Source organism: Rudaea cellulosilytica DSM 22992, assembly GCF_000378125.1.
GTDB classification, from domain to species: domain Bacteria; phylum Pseudomonadota; class Gammaproteobacteria; order Xanthomonadales; family Rhodanobacteraceae; genus Rudaea; species Rudaea cellulosilytica.
On sequence record NZ_KB899241.1, the window covers coordinates 519,652 to 537,040 of the forward strand.

Sequence of the window (17,389 nt, forward strand, 5' to 3'; positions counted from 1 at the left end):
CTCCGCGATGAAGACGATGAAACGGGCCGTGCTGTGCTTGGCGTTCTCGCTACTGGTCGCGAGCTCGCCGCAGGTGTACGCCGACGGCATTGCGCCGCAGGCCCGTCAGAATTTCGTTAGCATCGACGCGCTCGATGTCGAGCACCACTGGCCCGCGGGCGTGCATGTGCATTGGGAGTCGGGCGAGCCGGACGGCAAGCCCGAGTCAGGCATCGGCAAGCACACACACTGCAGCGTCTTTGTCGCAGCGGCCGCGAAGCTGCTCGGCATCTACATCCTGCGCCCACCCGAGCACAAACAGATATTGCTCGCGAACGCCCAGGTCGACTGGCTCGCGGGCGAAGGCGCGAGCCACGGCTGGCGGCCGTTGCGTGATGCCGCCGAGGCGCAGGCGCAGGCCAATCGCGGCCTGTTCGTCGTCGCCGCCTACAAGAACCGTCGCGACGACAAGCCCGGCCACATCGCGATCGTCCGTCCCGGGATGAAAAGCTCCGCCGCGCTCACCCATGAAGGCCCGGACATCACCCAGGCCGGCGGCCGCAACTATCGCAGCACGACGCTCGTGCAGGGTTTCGCCGGCCATCCGTCCGCATGGCGCGACCGCGAGGTGCGCTTCTACGCGCATGCGCCGGAACTCCCGCGTTGATGTCCGGCGCAAACTTCGATTGATCTGGCGGCAGCGCTGCGCAGTCCGAGGCTGAATGCCCGGCAACCACTGCGCGCCACCACCCACGCCCTGCGACGAAACCCGGCGCCTACCCGTCTTGTCTATCGTTCCCGCAGGCCGCAGAGTATCTGGGCCTGGTTCATCCGACGAGGTTTGCCATGAAGACGTATCGCCATTCGACATTCCGTCCGCTGATCGCGGTCGCCGCGGCCTGCCTCGCGCTCGCCGCCTGCGCCGCACCAGGACCGAAGAAAGCGTTGCCCGAACGCGTCCAGGTCAGCTGGGCGCCTAACGACCAGTTGACCGAGGTCAAGAACAACTCCTTCGGGCGCGGCTGGCTCAAGCCAGCGGATTGGCAGAAGACGCTGTCCGAGTACTTGCGCAAGCGCGCCGATCTCGTCCTGCCGCCGGGGCAAAAGCTCGAAGTGATCTTCGAGGACATCAAGCTCGCCGGCGATTTCGAGCCTTGGCGTGGTCCGAATGCGCAGGATATCCGCTTCATGAAGGATATCTATCCGCCGCGCGCGACGCTGCGCTACCGAGTAATCGACGCGAACGGCACCACGATCCGCGAGGGCGAGAGCAAGCTTTCCGACCTGGCCTACCTGCAGCGCACGACGGTCGTGAACTCGACCGATCCGCTGCGCTACGACAAGCAGATGCTCGACGACTGGCTCGACAAGGAATTCACGCGCAAGCAGTCGTGAGCTGCGGATCGTAACCAGCTCAACGCGCGCCGCGAGTAGACCGTTTTGCAGGTGGTTTCGCGGCGCGTTCGCTTTTATCCGTTGCCGGCACCCGCACTGCCTGGCTGTCGCCATGCAGTGAATACAGCGATTCGAGCAGGCCTTCGTCGGCGCTCGAGCAGACCGCAAGTACCAGCGCCTCGTCGCAACCTTCGGCTGCCACATAGGCGTGCCCCATGTTGCTGTCGATGTAGATCGACTCGCCTTCGTGCAGAACGATCGGATCGTAGAATTCCGTATTCACCTGCACCGCCCCTTCGAGCACGTAGATGAACTCCTCGCCGGAGTGACGCACGAGTTCGCCGAATTCCTCCACGCTCTTCGCGCGGATGCGCGTGAACACTGGCACCATGCGCTTGCGGCGCAGTTCCGGACACAGATAGTAGTAGTCGTAGTTCTTCGTGTTGACGCGCACCGCCTCGCTCATGCGACCGACGCTGCGCCGCGCCGTCACCGCCGTCTCGCCGGCTTCAGCCGGATCGGCGAACAGTTCCGACATGCGGATATTGAGGCGCTGGCTCAGCTGCAGCAGCTTGTCGTAGGTCAGCGTCAGCCGGTTGTGCTCGACTTTGGATAGCGTCGACACGGGAATCTCCGTGCGTTCGCTCATCTCCTTCAGCGTCCAGCCGTGGCGTGCGCGCAGCCCGCGCAGGAGGCCACCGAGAGTGTGGTGGCGCGCTTTCCCGTCCATCGATTCCTTTTCTTTCACAAATTTTCCAATCAGGACATTTCACCGGATATTCGCACCCCGGAAGCATATCGTCCCGCCGATGCGGGTCAACCTCCGGAACGCAGTATTTCTCGGTCGATACCCCGGAAATCCAGGCGTGACGCTCACTTGGCCATGCGATTTACTGAGGACGAATCTACGCCCGGATCATAATTTGTCCTGATTAGAAAATATTGTTGACAATTCTCTAATCAGGATCATACTCGCCCCAGCACGCCAATTGGGGACGACTATGATCCGTGCCACGTTCCAGTCCGGGCGACGCCGGGCACTACGGGCGATCGGGGCCGCTGCGGCGTTATCGCTTTCACCCTCTTTCCTCCGCGCCGTGGCGATCTCGACGACGCCGGTGCGTCGCAAGTACTCGAGAAAAGCCACCAATATCGTGCAGGGCGCACTCGTCATCGACATGCTCGCGCCGCTCAAGATCGACTTCAATCCGGAGGCGTTCTCGCTGCCGCTCAGCGAGGCCGACGCGGACCTGTTCCGCAGCTGCGGCATCACCGCATTCCACAACTCGGTCGGCGTCGGCACTTACGACGAGGCGCTGCAGTTCATCGCCGCGTGGAGCGGCTTCGCCGGACGCAACAGCGAAGTGTTCTCGCTCGTCGGCCGGGTCGAGGACATCGATCGCGCCAAGGCGAAGCGCAAGACCGCGGTCGTCATGGGCCTGCAAAACGCCGACCAGTTCCGCACGCCCTCCGACGTCAAGGATTTCTACGATCTCGGCCTGCGCTGCGCGCAGCTCACCTACAACACGCAGAACCTGATCGGCAGCGGCTCGACCGAACGTGTCGACGGTGGCGTCACCGATTACGGCATCAAGATCATCGAGGCGATGAATGACGCTGGCATGCTGATCGACGTTTCGCATTCGGGCGACCGCACGACGCTCGACGCGATCGAAATTTCCCCGCGGCCAATCGCGATCACGCATTCGAACTGCCGCGCGCTCAACAACCATCCACGCCTGAAGACCGACGAGGCGATTAAGAGGCTCGCGGCGAAAGGCGGCGTGATGGGCATCACCGGCGTGCGCAACTTCGTCAAGGACAAAGAGCCGACGACGATCGAAGACATCGTCGACCACATCGACCATGTCGTGAAACTCGTCGGCATCGAGCACGTCGGCATCGGCTCGGACTCCGACCTGATGGGCTACGACCACATGCCCAAAGACCAGTACGAAAAGCTCAAGGCCGCATACAAGGCGAGCTATTCATTCCGCAGCCGCATCGACACCGACGGTTTTGATCATCCGCAAAAGGTCTACGACCTCACCGAAGCATTGCTGCGGCGCGGCTATGGCGAAGCGAATATCCAGGCCGTGCTCGGTGGCAATTTTCGTCGCCTGCTCGGTGCCACCTGGAAGGAACCGAAACGCACACCGCCCCCTTCCGAGAAAAAACCCGAGGAGAAGAAATCATGACCCCGATGTCCACGCATCGTCGCTGCAAGCGCACGCCGTTGCCGCTTGCGATCACGTTCGCAATCGTCGCCGCGTCGACCGCGCATGCGGAGGACCCGGAGGCCGCATCGAAGAGCAATCAGCTCGGCACGATCGTCGTCACCGCGGAAAAGCGCAGCGAGGACGTGAAGACCGTACCGATGTCGATCAGCGTGATCGACGAAAGCCAACTCGACGGTCAACACACGACCCAGCTTGCCGACCTCGTCGGCTACGTGCCGGGCCTGACCCTCATCAACACGGGCGGCGCGCCGGGCCAAGCCTCGCTCGCCTTGCGCGGCATCGCGCCGCCGGCCGGCACGGGCGCGGCGGTGGCGACCTACATCGACGAGACACCGTTCGGCACGAGCGGTCTGTACGGCCGCGGCTCCAGCGAAATGCTCGATCTTCTGCCCTACGATTTCCAGAGCATGGAAGTGCTGCGCGGTCCGCAGGGCACGCTGTACGGTGCCAATGCATTCGGCGGCGTCGTGCGCTATGTCAGCAAGCAGCCCGATCTCGACGCGACTTCGTTCCGCGTCGGCGCCGACACCTTTGCGCAATCGAATGGAGACGGCCTGGGCGTCGGCGGTCACGCCTCCGCCAGCTTGCCGCTCATCACCGACCGGCTCGCGCTTTCCGTCAGCGTTGCGCAGCAGAATTCGCCGGGCTTCACCGACAACGTGCGCTCCGGCGAAAAGGGCCAGGACGCATTCTGGCAACGCGCGGCGCACGCGATATTGTTGTGGAAGGCGAGCGACGACGTTTCCGTCAAGTTCTCGGTGTTCGACTCCCGAAGCAACGCCGACTCGAGCCAGTACACCGCGCTCGATCCGACCACGCTGAGACCGGTCTATGGCAATCTCAAGAACGACAACTACGTACCCGAGTCGTACAAAGCGAGCGACCACTATTTCAATGGCACGCTGAACTGGGACGTCGGCTTCGCCGATTTCGTCTCCTCGACGAGCTACGCGCAGACGGACCATCGCACGATCGTCGACGCGAGTGACGTCTACGGCGTGATCTTCCCGCTGCTCGGCCTGCCCGGACCGGGCATATCGGCCGTCGACTATCGCATCAAGTTGCACAAGACGACGCAGGAATTCCGCCTCGTCTCCAAGCCGGACGATCATCTCGAATGGCTGCTCGGCGCGTTCTGGACACGCGAGAGCGCCAGGCAGGACCAAGTCGCAAGCGCACAGTTTCTCGACCTCAGCCCGATTCCCGGCCTCAATCCCCTCGAAGTGGTCGCGATGCCTTCGACCTACAAGGAATACGCCGGCTTCGGCGATCTGACGTACAAGTTCACGAGCGCGTTCGACATCAGCGCCGGCGTGCGCTGGGCGCACAACGCGCAGACCTTCACGCCGACCGTGGGCGGCGCGCTCGGCGGTGTCAATTACGAAGCGGAGGATTCGTCGGAGAGCGTGTTCACGTATTCAGTCAGTCCGCGACTGCATTTGAGCGCCGATTCGATGCTGTACCTGCGCGTAGCCAGCGGCTATGCGCCGGGCGGCCCGAACATCGTGCCCGCATTGCCGGGCGTGGACATACCGACGTACGTCAACTCCTCCAAGCTCACCAACTACGAGTTCGGCATCAAGAGCATGCTCGACGACCATCGCCTCTCGCTCGATGCGGCGCTGTACGACATCGAGTGGCAGAAGATGCAGATCACCGAACAGGTGGGCAGCCTCGGCTTTCTCGCCAATGCTGGCTCGGCGCGCAGCCGCGGCATCGAATTCTCGGCGCTGTACATGCCGATTCCGGGGCTGCGCCTCGGCTTCAACGGCGCCTACACCGACGCCGTGCTGACCGAGGATGCGGCGAGCTTGCACGGTCTCAACGGCGACCGCTTGCCGAACGTGCCGAAATGGACCAGCTCGGCGATCGCCGACTACAGCTTCCCGCTCTCCGGCGGCTGGAACGCGCGCGTCGGCGGCGGCCTGCGCTACGTCGGCGCGACGCAAAACGGATTCGTACACAACCCGACCACGCTGCCGCAGCAGGGCTATACGGCACTGGACCTCAATGCCGATGTATCCAACGACCGCTGGACGCTGCGCTTCTTCGCCAAGAACGTGACCGACAAGCGTGTCTACACCAACCTCAACTTGTTGGCGAACGCGGCCACCGGCGAGGCCTTGAAGGTGAACGCCGTGCCACTCGCGCCGCGCACGGTCGGCGTCGGCTTCGACCTGAAATTCTGAGTCTGCGCATGAACGCCATCTTGCGTAAAGCAACGGTCGACGCCCTGCCGCAACCCTACCTGTTGTTCCTCGGCGACACGACCGAACCGGGTTATGCGAAGACCGCGTTCGGCCTGCGCGACTGGGCCGGCGATCGCTGCGTCGGCGAATGGTCGTGCGGTGCGACGGTGACGACGGGCCTGTCGTTCCTGTCACCGCGAGAGGCCCGCGCGCGTGGCGCACGCGGGCTGGTGATCGGCGTAGCCAACGTCGGCGGTACGATCCACGAAAGCTGGATCGGATCGCTCGTCGAAGCGATCGAAGCTGGGCTCGACATCGTCAGCGGCATGCACACGCGCCTCGCCGACTCGCCGCAGCTCAAGGTCGCGGCGACGCGCCACGGGCGCCGCCTGATCGACGTACGCACGCCGCCGCCGAACATTCCGATCGCGAGCGGACGCAAACGCAGCGGCAAGCGTCTGCTCACGGTCGGCACCGACTGCGCGCTCGGAAAAAAATACACCGCGCTCGCACTCGCGCGCGCGTTTGCCGAACGCGGCATCGACACCGACTTCCGCGCGACCGGGCAGACCGGCATCCTCATCGCCGGCAGCGGCATGCCGATGGACGCGGTCGTTTCCGACTTCGAAGCCGGCGCTGCCGAGATCCTCAGCCCCGCTGCCGATGCGCGTCACTGGGATGTGATCGAAGGACAAGGCTCGCTGTTCCATCCGGCCTACGCCGCGGTGTCGCTCGGCTTACTGCACGGCAGCCAGCCCGACGTGTTCATCGTCTGCCACGAACCAGGGCGCACGCACGTACTCGGCAATCCGGGCTATCTGCTGCCGTCGATCGAAGAGGTGATCGATTTGACCGTAAGGCTCGGCCGGCGCACGAATCCCGCGATCCGCTGCGGCGGCGTCAGCCTCAACACTGCGCACTTCGACGAACCCGCCGCGCGCGAGCTGCTCGCAGCACAGAGCGCGGCGCTCGGTCTGCCGGTGGCCGATCCGATGCGCGGAGGTACCGAGTTCGCGCGACTCGTCGACGCCTGCCTGAGTTGAGCAAGCGCGCATGACATTCAAGACAAACGCATTTTCCCACAATGGACTACTGACCTGGCGCGGCAGCGCAGTTCAGCTGTCCCGCGTCCAGACAACGGGAGTGAAAATGAAAACGAACAAGCTGATCGTAGCCGCCCTGCTTTCGCTGGCGGCGTTCATGGCAGGCGCGCAAGCGCCGACGCCGGCAACGCCACCGACGACAGCGACTGAAGTTGCGCCTGCCGCATCGCCCGGCGAGCACGCGCTGACCGCTGCCGACATCGATGCCTGGCTCGACGGTTACATGCCGTATGCGCTGGCCACCGGCGACATCGCCGGCGCCGTCGTCGCCGTGGTCAAGGACGGCGAGATCGTCAGCGAACGCGGCTTCGGCTACGCCGACGTCGCGACGAAGAAACCGATCGATCCGAAGCTCACTCTGTTCCGGCCCGGCTCGGTGTCGAAGCTGTTCACCTGGACTGCGGTAATGCAACTCGTCGAGCAGGGCAAGATCGACCTCGACGCCGACGTCAACAAGTACCTTCCCGGCGACTTCCAGATTCCGCCGCGCGACGGCAAGCCGATCACGATGCGCAACATCATGACGCATACGGCCGGCTTCGAAGAGCAGATCAAGAACATCATCACCGAGGATCCGGACAGCCCGGACTACGTCACGCTGCTCAAGCGCTGGACCCCGACGCGCGTGTTCGACGCGGGCACCACGCCGGCCTACTCGAACTACGCGACCTCGGTCGCCGGCTATGTCATCGAACGCGTCTCCGGTGAGTCGTTCTACGACTACATCGACAAGCACATCTTCGCGCCGCTGGACATGCCTCACTCGACCTTCCGCCAGCCGCTGCCGAAGGATCTCGTGCCGCTGATGGCGACGGGCTACACCTCGGCATCGGTGCCGGCGAAGAAGTTCGAAATAGTTGGCCCCGCCCCAGCCGGTTCGCTGGCCTCGCCCGCGGAGGAGATGGCGCATTTCATGCTCGCCCATTTGCAGAACGGTGAGTACAAGGGCAAACGCATCCTCAAGGAGGAAACGGCGAAGCTCATGCACGACAGTCCGCTGACGCTGCTACCGTCGCTCAACCGCATGGAGCTCGGCTTCTTCGAGACCAACATCAACGGCCGCGAAGTCATCGCGCACCTTGGCGACACCGATTACTTCCACACCTCGTTGCACCTTTTCCTCAAGGAAAACACCGGTTTCTACGTGTCGTTCAACAGCGCCGGCAAGGAAGGCGCCGCGCATCATCTGCGTATCGCGCTGTTCAACGATTTCGCCGACCGCTACTTCCCCGGCCCGCGCACGACCACCCATGTCGACGAGGCGGCCGCAAAGCAACACGCGCAGATGTTGACCGGCAATTGGCTCGGCTCGCGCGGCGCGTTCACGAATTTCTTCTCGGTCATCGGCCTGATCGGGCAAACCAAAGTCGCGGTCGACGACAAAGGCGGCCTGCTGATTCCGGATGTGAAAGGTCTGGATGGCAAGCCGGTCAAATGGGTCGAAATCTCGCCGTTCGTCTGGCAGGACGTGAATAGCCACGATCAGCTCGCCGCAAAAGTCGTCGACGGCAAGGTCACCCGCTTCAGCTATGGCCTCGCCGGTCCGTTCGAAGTCTGGCTGCGCCCCGATGCCGCACACGACGGCGCCTGGCTGACGCCGGCGTTCTACGCGAGCCTCGCCGTGCTGCTGCTGACCGTGCTGGCCTGGCCGATCGCCGCGATCGTGCGCCGCAGGTATCGCGCGCGCCTCGACCTCGCACCCGTGGCGCTGAGCGCGTACCGCGCGGGCAAAATCGGCGCGCTGCTGATGCTGCTCGCGTTCGGCGCGTGGATCGCGACGATCATGACCATGTTCTCCGACCTCAACAACACCAGCGCGAAGTTCGACCCAGTCCTGCGCTTCGATCAGATCTTCGGCTTCCTCGCCTTCCTCGGCGGCTTCGCGCTGATCTTGTGGAATCTGTGGACGGTGTGGAGCGGCGGCGGCCGGCGCTGGCCGGCGAAGCTGTGGAGCGTTGTGCTCGCACTCTCGGCCTGCGTCGTGCTCTGGGTCGCGTTCGCGTTCCACCTGATCGGTTGGGGAGTGAACTACTGATGCCGGCTTTGGCACTCACGGTTTCGGTCGAAAAACTCCGATTCGCCGAACCGTTCCGCATCTCCGGCTATGTATTCGAAACGCAGGACGCCGTCGTCGTCACGCTCGACGACGGCGCACATCGCGGCCGTGGTGAGGCCTCCGGTGTGTACTACCTCGGCGACGATGCGGCGAAGATGGTGGCCGCGATCGAAGGCGTGCGTTCCGCGATCGAGGCCGGAATCAACCGCACGGCGTTGCAGCAACTATTGCCCCCGGGTGGCGCACGCAATGCCGTCGACTGCGCGCTATGGGAATTTGAGGCACGGCGCGCGGGATGCGAAGTGTGGCAACTCGCCGGCCTGGCCTCGGTGCAGCCGCTCGTGACGACGTTCACGCTCGGCGCCGACGCGCCCGAGGCCATGGCTGCCGGCGCACGCAAGTACGCGCAGGCACGTGCGCTGAAGGTGAAATTGACCGGCGAACTCGAACTCGACATCGCACGCGTGCACGCCGTGCGCGCGGCACGACCCGAGGTCTGGCTCGGCGTCGATGCAAATCAGGGCTATGCGATCGATACGCTCGACAAGTTGATACCCGCGCTGGTCGATGCAAAGGTGTCGTTGCTCGAACAGCCGTTGAAGCGCGGGAAAGAGGCCGACCTCGATGGCTTCGCTTCGCCGATCGCGATCGCCGCGGACGAAAGCGCGCTGAGCCTCGCCGACATACCGAACCTCGTCGGCCGCTTCAACGTCGTCAACATCAAGCTCGACAAATGCGGCGGCCTCACCGAGGCGCTTGCGATCGCGCGCGAGGCGCGGCAGCACGGCCTCGGCGTGATGGTTGGCAACATGGTCGGCACGAGCTGGGCGATGGCGCCGGCGTTCGTCGTCGGCCAGCTCTGCGACATCGTCGACCTCGACGGGCCGATCTTTCTCGCCCACGATCGCACGCCTGCGATCCGCTACCACGAAGGTCTCATCTGGTGCGGGGACGACGTGTGGGGCTCGCGCAAAGCGGCGGCGACGTGAGCGCACTGCAAAACGGCGGCGCGACGACGAATCAGTCGAACTGGTTCGGCCAGCCACGCGGGTTGACGATCCTGTTTCTGACCGAGATGTGGGAGATTTTCTCCTACTACGGCATGCGCGCACTGCTGGTTTACTACATGACCAAACAGCTAGCCTTCGCGCAGGAAAAATCCTCGCTCATCTACGGCGCGTATACGTCGATGGCGTTCTTTACGCCCATCCTCGGCGGCATCCTCTGCGACCGCTGGCTCGGCAAGCGCCGCTCGGTCATCATCGGCGGCGCGACGATGGCCGTGGGGCATTTCATGATGGCGTTCGAGCCGCTGTTCTATCCGGCGCTGGCGACGATTGCGCTCGGCAACGGCCTGTTCATGCCGAGCCTGCCGAGCCAGATCAACGACCTCTACCAACCCGATGATCCGCGTCGCGGCTGGGCCTACAACGTCTATTACGTCGGCATCAACATCGGCGGCTTTCTCGCGCCGCTCGTATGCGGCACGCTCGGCGAGTTCTACGGCTGGCACGTCGGCTTCGGCGCGGCCGGCGTCGGCATGCTGCTCGGTTTGCTCGTGTACCTGCTCGGCGGCAAACACCTGCCAGAGCGGCAGCCCGCCCCGCGCGAACCCGGCAACGCGCAGCCGCTGCGCAACGGCAAGCAGACCTTCCTGCTGCTGCTCGGCGTCGGCCTCGCGGTGACGGTGTTCCGCGGCGCCTACGAGCAGATCGGCAATACGGTGCCGCTGTGGTCGGATGCCGGCGTCGACCGTGCGTTCGGTTCGATGATGATCCCGATGACCTGGTTCCAGTCGCTCGATCCGCTGTTCGTGTTTCTGATGACGCCGCCGTTGCTCGCCCTCTGGCAACGCCGCGCGCAACGCGGCAAGGTTTCCTCGTCGATGCGCAAGATGGCGGCTGGCGCGTTGCTCGTCGCAACCTCCTACCTGCTGCTCGCGCTCGCGGCGCGCTTCGCTGGCGATGGCCGCGCGCACTGGCTGTGGCTGCTCGCGTATTCGGCCGTGTTCACGCTCGGCGAGCTGTACGTGCTGCCGACCGGGCTTGGGCTGTTCGCACGTCTTGCGCCGCCCACGCTCGGCGCGACCACGGTCGGCGCCTGGTACCTTTGCATCTTCCCTGGCAGCCTCGCAGCCGGCTTCGTCGGCACGCTGTGGAGCCATACCAGCCACGCGCTGTACTTCGTGCTGCTTGCGGTCCTCGCCGGCATCGCCGCTTTGCTGTTCCTCACGCTCGATACGAACACACGCCGCATCGAGGACGCGCGTGCCGCTGAGATCGCCGCGGCCGCCCTGCATCGCACGGAAGTGACTGCCTGATGCGCGGCGCCAGCACCACCAGCTCTTGGTTCCAACGCTACCTGCTGCCCGGCTTCGCCTTCAAGGCCGTGATCATCGGCGGCGGCTACGCCACCGGACGCGAACTCGCCGAATTTTTCCTGCCGGCCGGCCCCTGGGGCGGACTCGCCGCGATGGTGTTCGCGATGCTCGTATGGAGCCTGGTCTGCATTGCCACGTTCCTGTTCGCCCGTGCATACGGCGCGCGCGACTATTTGAGTTTCTTCCGCGCGTTGCTCGGCCGCGGTTGGGTCGTCTTCGAGGCAGCCTATCTGATCTTCGTCGTGCTGATCCTCGCCGTGTTCGGCGCCGCGGCGGGCGAAATCGGCGCGGCGCTGACCGGGCTGCCGCACCTGATCGGCACACTAGCCCTGCTCGTCGCGATCGCAGGCTTTGCGATGTTCGGCAACGCCTCGGTCGAGCGCCTGTTCAAATACGTGTCGTTCCTGCTTTACGGCGTCTACTTCCTGTTCGTGATCCTCGCGTTCACGCGCTTCGGCGATCGCATCGCGGCCGGTTTCGCGAGCAATGCGCCGGCAACAGCTAACTGGGCGCTCGGCGGCATCACCTATGCCAGCTACAACATCATCGGTGCGGTCGTCATCCTGCCGGTGCTGCGTCATCTGCGCAGTGATCGCGATGCCGTCGTTGCCGGCGCGATTGCCGGCCCGCTCGCGATCCTGCCGGCGATTCTGTTCTTCACCTGCATGATCGCGTTCTATCCGGCGATCGGCGAACAGACACTGCCTTCGGATTTTCTTCTGCGTCAGATGAACCTGCCGCTGTTTCATCTGCTGTTCCAATTCATGATCTTCGCCGCGCTGCTCGAAAGCGGCACCGGCGCCGTGCATGCGGTCAACGAACGCATCGCAAAGACCTGGCTGGCCGCGCGCGGTACGGCGCTGTCGGCAGGTGCGCGTCTGCTCATCGCCCTCATCTTGCTCACGATCTGCATGCTGCTCGCCGATCGCATCGGTCTCGTCGCACTGATCGCCAAAGGCTATCGGCTGCTTGCCGTCCTTTTTCTTCTCGTCTACGTCGTACCTCTGCTGACCGTCGGTGTGGCGCGTCTGCGTCGCCGTCCCACCATTGCCCAGGAGATTCCATGAAACGTTCGCTGCCGCTCGCGTTGCTGATGGCCTGCCCCGTGTTCGCCGCCGCCGCACCACCCGACGGATTCGAACAGCGCGTCGAATCGCTGCGTAAGGAGATCGGCGTGCCCGGCATGTCGATCTCCATCGTCGAAGGCGGCAAGGTCGTGTTCGCGCAAGGTTTCGGCGTGCGCAAACTCGGCTCGCCCGAGAAGGTCGACGCCGATACCTTGTTCGATACCGGCTCGACCGGCAAGGCGATGACCGTGGCCGATCTCGCCATCCTTGTCGACGCGGGAAAAATCGGCTGGGACGACAAGGTCGTCGATCGCCTGCCCGGTTTCCAGATGTACGATGCGTGGGTGACGCGCGAGATGACGATCCGCGACCTGCTCGTGCATCGCAGCGGCCTCGGTCTCGGCGCGGGCGATCTGATGTTCGTGCCGCGCACCAATCTGTCGCGCGCCGAATCGGTCAAGCGCCTGCGCTACATCAAGCCAGCGACGAGTTTCCGCAGCGGCTTCGCTTACGACAACGTGCTCTACATGGTCGCCGGTCAGCTCATCGAAGCGGTCACCGGTGAGACCTGGGAACACTTCACCGTCGAACATCTGTTCAAGCCGGCAGGCATGCTGCACGCCGTGGCGGACTCCGAATCGCACTTCGCCGATCCGAACCGCGCATGGCCGCATGCGCGCATGAACGGCGGTCTGCGCGGCGTGGGCGATCAGCAAGTGCTCGACGAACGCGACGAACTCGGCCGCAACGCCGCGCCAGCCGGCGGACTGTCGATCAGCGCGAACGATCTCTCGCGCTGGCTGCGCATCCAGCTCGCCGGCGGCAAACTCGTCGACAGCGACGCGCACCTGTTCAGCGAAGCGGCGCAGAGAGAAATGTGGAAACCGATGGTGCTGCAGCCGATCGCACCGCGCCCCGAATCGCTCAAGGCCACGCAACCGCTGTTCGACACCTACGCACTCGGTTGGGACGTGCGCGACTATCGCGGCACGAAGATCATCTGGCACGGCGGCGCGGTGTTCGGCGAGCTGACCGCGGTCGTGCTCGTACCGGACAAGAAGGTCGGCTTCTCGATCACGATCAACAGTGAAGACGGCGAGATCATCAGCGGCCTGATGTTCGAGCTACTTGATCATTACCTTGGTGCGCCGTCCAGCGACTGGCCGGCCAAGTTCCGCGATTTCAAGAAGCAGCGCATCGCCGAGGGACTCAAAGCCTACCAGACCAAGGCAGCGACGCCGGCGAAGGTCGGCCCGTCGCTGGCGCTCGCGCGCTACGCCGGTACGTACAACGATCCGTGGTACGGCAACATCGACGTCGGCGTCGCCAAGGGCAGGCTGACGATCGATTTCAAATCGACGCCGCGCATGGGCGGCGCGCTCGAGCATTGGCAATACGACAGCTTCGTCACGCGCTTCGATGACAAGACGATCGAGCCGGCCTATGTCACCTTCGCGATCAACGCCGACGGCAAGGTCGAGCGCGTGACGATGAAACCGGTATCGCCGCTGGCCGATTTCAGTTATGACTATCAGGATCTGATGTTCACTCCGGTCGAGGCCAAAAAATGATTTTCGCTCCGTTGCGCTTCACGTTTCCGCTTGCGCTCACCGCCGCCGTCATCACAGCGCTTGCCGCCACGCCGGCTTCAGCGGCCGGCGACAATGTCGAGGCGCGCGTCGCGCACGTGCTCGCGACGACGCCGCTGATCGACGGCCACAACGATCTGCCCTGGGAAATCCGCACGCGCTTCAATGGTGACGTGGCAAAGATCGATCTCGCCGCGGACACGTCGAAGCTTCCCGCGCCGGCCGGCGAGGCGACGCTGATGACCGACATCCCGCGCCTGCGCGCCGGCCACGTCGGTGGCCAGTTCTGGTCGGTGTGGATTCCGGTGTCGGTCAAAGGGCCCGAGGCCGTGCAGGTCACGCTCGAGCAGATCGATCTGGTCAAGCGAATGACGGCGCGCTGGCCGCGTGATTTCGCCATGGCCTACACCGCCGCCGACATCCGCCGCATCCACAAGGAAGGCAAGATCGCCTCGCTGATCGGCGTCGAGGGCGGCCACCAGATCAACAATTCGCTCGCCATGCTGCGCGAGTACTACGACGCCGGCGTGCGTTACATGACGCTCACCCACTCGTCGAACACGGACTGGGGCGACTCGGCCACCGATGCGCCCGCGCACCATGGCCTCACACCGTTCGGCAAGGAAGTCGTGCGCGAGATGAATCGCCTCGGCATGCTCGTCGATCTTTCGCATGTTTCCGAGGAGACGATGCGCGCGGCGCTCGATGTGTCGCTGGCGCCGGTGATTTTCTCGCACTCCTCAGCGCGCGCGCTCGACGACCATCCGCGCAACGTTTCCGACGACGTACTGCGCCGCGTCGCCAAGAACGGCGGCGTGGTCATGGTGAACTTCGCGTTGTCGTACATTTCCGAGGCGCATCGGCACTGGGAGGCCGATCGCGGGGCCGAACAGATGCGCTACAACGCTCCGCCGTTCGGCGGTCTGTATATCGGCGATCCCGAACGCGCGAAGGCCGCGCTGGCCGAGTGGGACAAGGCGCATCCGGAGCCGAAGGTTACGCTCGCCGAAGTCGCCGATCACATCGAACACGTCGTCAAGATCGCCGGCGCCGATCACGTCGGCATCGGCTCGGATTTCGATGGCATGCCATCGGTGCCGCAGGGCCTCGAGGATGTCGGCAAATATCCGGCCCTGCTCGCCGAACTCGCGCACCGCGGCTGGAGCGATGCCGACCTCGGCAAACTCGCGGGCGGCAATTTGCTGCGCGCGATGGCCCAGGCCGAAGCGGTCGCGGCGAAGCTGCGCGCCGAGCGCGCGCCGTCGGCGGCCACGCTCGAACAACTCGACCGGCCGCCAGCGAAGTCCGCGCGCTAGCTCAGCGTTTTTCTGCGAGAGGGGAAGTGCGCCGCGGCGAATGCAGCCGCCGCGCAGGCGCAATCGCCGCGCTCAGCGCGGCGCGTAGGCGCGCAGGAAGAAATCGACCGTGGCGTTGAGGTGCTCGTCGATCTCGCGCGCGGTCGGCGGCTCGCCGCAGCCGAACTCCATGCGCGCATAGCATTCGCCCTTGAGCAGACAATAGAACTGCGTCGCGGCGCGATGCATGTCAGGGACGTCGAGCTTACCGACCTCGACTTCCGCGCGCAGGAACGACTCCAGCCCTTCCTGCACCTTGAGCGGGCCCGCCTGCCAGAACCGGTCGGCCAGCTTCGGTGCGGTGCGTGCATTGGCAATGATGGTGCGATGGATCGCGATCGCGTCCTCGCTCGTGATGAGATCGAAGAACGCGCGCGCGATGGCAAGCAATTGCTTGCGCAACGGTCCCTTGAGATCGGGACGGAACAGCTCTTCCGGCATCAGCGTGTCGCACTTGCTGCGCACGGCCTCGGCGAACAGCGTTTCCTTGTCGCGGTAGTGACTATAGACCGTGAGCTTGGATACGCCCGCCTTGTTGGCGATCGCATCCATGCTGGTGCCCTCGAAGCCCTGCTTGACGAAAAGCTGCTTGGCCGCCTCGAGGATCGCGGCGCGCTTTTCCATATCTTTCGGGCGGCCGGGGCCGACGGATTTGGTAACGGCTAATACGGACATGACATCGACATTGTTCGAGCTCGCTGGGGTGATGTCCAGATCTGCGGCGCTTTTGGCACATTAAATACTGGACAGTTCAGTTTATTAATTGTAGGATAGCACAAAATCCGTTGTAAGAAACAAAAAACCGCTCGATTTTCCGCAACTTAACTTTTGCGCGATTCGTCCGGATTCGCAATCTGCCCCGCAGCAATGTCATTCACCAGCCAGTACGGAATTTGACGCCATGTCCGACGCTTTCCTTGTCAGCGCCTCCCTTCGAACTGCCGCTCGCGGCGCCGGCGCGGCTTTCACCCTGATCGGCGCCCTCATCCTCGCCGGTTGCGGCAGCCACGCGGCGGTTCCCGCGCCCCCGCGCAGCGCTATCGTTGCACATCCACAGCTCGCCGATACGATCAACGCCGAGGTCTATTCCGGCGACGTGCGCGCGCGCTTCGAGAGCCAGCTCGGCTTCCGCGTCAACGGCAAGATCAAGACGCGCAAACTCGATGTCGGCAACCATGTCGAGGCGGGACAGGTGATCGCCGAGCTCGATCCCGCCGATCTGCAATTGCAAGCCGGCAGCGCCAGCGCGAACCTAGCAGCGGCCAAGGCCAACCGCGATCTCGCCCAGGCCGACTACGACCGTTATCGCAAGCTGCTCGACAAGAACTACGTCAGCCAGACCCAGGTCGATGCGCAGGCCAATGCGCTCAAAGCCGCGCAGGCGCAGGTGCAACAGGCGCAGGCCGCGCTCGCGGTCGCCGCCAACCAGACCGAATACACGAGCCTGCGCGCCGACCACGCCGGCGTGATCACCGCGCTCAACGCCGAGGCCGGCCAGGTCGTCGCTGCGGGCCAAAGCATTGCCACGCTCGCCCGGGACGGCGCCGTCGAAGTGGAAATCGCCGTGCCCGAGAACCGCATCGGCGCGTACAAAGTCGGCACGCCGTTTGCGATCGAATCCTGGGCCGACGCAGGCAAGCAGCTCGGCGGCCACCTGCGCGAAATCGGCGCGGAGGCCGATCGGGTCACGCGCACCTATCGCGTACGCGTCAGCTTCGACGATCCCAGTGCCGCGCCGCGTCTCGGCCAGACCGCACGCGTCTACTTCGCCGACGGCGCCAATGCCGGGCAGATCCTGATTCCGCTGTCCGCGCTGCATGAACTCGGCGGCAAGCCCGCTGTGTGGATCGTCGATGCGAAGACGCGCCAGGTGAAGCTCGCGCCGGTCAACATCGCCGCCTACCGCGAGCAGGGCGTGACCTTGTCCGCGGGCACCGGCACGCAGGACTGGATCGTCACCGCCGGCGTGCACAAACTGCGCGAAGGCGACACGATCGCGCCGGTCGATGCGCTCAATCGCCCGCTTGCGCTGTGAA

At 64.4% G+C, this 17,389-nt stretch carries 14 protein-coding genes; 12 read left to right on the forward strand and 2 right to left on the reverse strand.

Translation table 11 applies throughout. The features are described from left to right. Positions 1 to 7: 7 nt before the first annotated feature. The gene (locus F455_RS19470; RefSeq protein WP_157578386.1) at positions 8 to 646 is read left to right on the forward strand and encodes a hypothetical protein; all 639 of its coding nucleotides are present in this window, start codon (positions 8 to 10) and stop codon (positions 644 to 646) included. Positions 647 to 825: 179 nt separating this feature from the next. Then, positions 826 to 1,374: a DUF3016 domain-containing protein gene (locus F455_RS0102325; RefSeq protein WP_018971646.1), complete on the forward strand. Its 549-nt coding sequence runs from the start codon at positions 826 to 828 to the stop codon at positions 1,372 to 1,374. A gap of 19 nt (positions 1,375 to 1,393) precedes the next feature. Here F455_RS0102325 and F455_RS0102330 read toward each other — a convergent pair whose 3' ends face one another. Further along, positions 1,394 to 2,122, reverse strand: coding sequence for a helix-turn-helix domain-containing protein (locus tag F455_RS0102330; protein ID WP_020684036.1), 729 nt, complete (start codon positions 2,120 to 2,122; stop codon positions 1,394 to 1,396). Between the two features lie 349 nt (positions 2,123 to 2,471). On the opposite strand from F455_RS0102330, the gene F455_RS19475 reads away from it, so the two are divergent. The 9 genes from F455_RS19475 to F455_RS0102375 all read left to right on the forward strand — a co-directional run bounded on the left by F455_RS19475 (position 2,472) and on the right by F455_RS0102375 (position 15,314). After that, a complete protein-coding gene (locus tag F455_RS19475; protein WP_018971648.1) occupies positions 2,472 to 3,572 on the forward strand; it encodes a dipeptidase in 1,101 nt (366 codons plus the stop codon). After that, positions 3,569 to 5,803, forward strand: coding sequence for a TonB-dependent receptor (locus F455_RS19480; protein WP_083918767.1), 2,235 nt, complete (start codon positions 3,569 to 3,571; stop codon positions 5,801 to 5,803). Before F455_RS19475 ends, F455_RS19480 begins: the two co-directional genes overlap by 4 nt. A gap of 8 nt (positions 5,804 to 5,811) precedes the next feature. Continuing rightward, the gene (locus F455_RS0102345) at positions 5,812 to 6,846 is read left to right on the forward strand and encodes an N-acetyltransferase DgcN family protein (protein ID WP_018971650.1); all 1,035 of its coding nucleotides are present in this window, start codon (positions 5,812 to 5,814) and stop codon (positions 6,844 to 6,846) included. A gap of 106 nt (positions 6,847 to 6,952) precedes the next feature. Then, on the forward strand, positions 6,953 to 8,941 hold the full coding sequence (locus tag F455_RS0102350) for a serine hydrolase domain-containing protein (protein ID WP_018971651.1): 1,989 nt from the start codon (positions 6,953 to 6,955) through the stop codon (positions 8,939 to 8,941). After that, entirely contained in the window at positions 8,941 to 9,951 is a 1,011-nt protein-coding gene (locus tag F455_RS0102355; RefSeq protein WP_018971652.1) for a dipeptide epimerase, read from the forward strand. The genes F455_RS0102350 and F455_RS0102355 overlap by 1 nt, the downstream gene beginning before the upstream one ends. Then, positions 9,948 to 11,282: a peptide MFS transporter gene (locus F455_RS0102360; RefSeq protein ID WP_211212275.1), complete on the forward strand. Its 1,335-nt coding sequence runs from the start codon at positions 9,948 to 9,950 to the stop codon at positions 11,280 to 11,282. The genes F455_RS0102355 and F455_RS0102360 overlap by 4 nt, the downstream gene beginning before the upstream one ends. Further along, a complete protein-coding gene (locus tag F455_RS0102365) occupies positions 11,282 to 12,409 on the forward strand; it encodes a YkvI family membrane protein (protein ID WP_018971654.1) in 1,128 nt (375 codons plus the stop codon). The genes F455_RS0102360 and F455_RS0102365 overlap by 1 nt, the downstream gene beginning before the upstream one ends. Then, positions 12,406 to 13,980, forward strand: coding sequence for a serine hydrolase (locus tag F455_RS0102370; protein ID WP_018971655.1), 1,575 nt, complete (start codon positions 12,406 to 12,408; stop codon positions 13,978 to 13,980). The genes F455_RS0102365 and F455_RS0102370 overlap by 4 nt, the downstream gene beginning before the upstream one ends. Beyond that, positions 13,977 to 15,314: a dipeptidase gene (locus F455_RS0102375; RefSeq protein WP_018971656.1), complete on the forward strand. Its 1,338-nt coding sequence runs from the start codon at positions 13,977 to 13,979 to the stop codon at positions 15,312 to 15,314. Before F455_RS0102370 ends, F455_RS0102375 begins: the two co-directional genes overlap by 4 nt. 72 nt (positions 15,315 to 15,386) lie before the next feature. Here F455_RS0102375 and F455_RS0102380 read toward each other — a convergent pair whose 3' ends face one another. Further along, positions 15,387 to 16,028 (reverse strand): TetR/AcrR family transcriptional regulator, encoded by a 642-nt coding sequence (locus F455_RS0102380; RefSeq protein WP_026292994.1) that lies wholly within the window; start codon positions 16,026 to 16,028, stop codon positions 15,387 to 15,389. Positions 16,029 to 16,254: 226 nt separating this feature from the next. Here F455_RS0102380 and F455_RS0102385 point away from each other — a divergent pair, with 226 nt between their 5' ends. After that, complete coding sequence (locus F455_RS0102385; RefSeq protein WP_018971658.1) at positions 16,255 to 17,388, forward strand: efflux RND transporter periplasmic adaptor subunit; 1,134 nt, start codon at positions 16,255 to 16,257, stop codon at positions 17,386 to 17,388. Position 17,389: the final 1 nt, after the last annotated feature.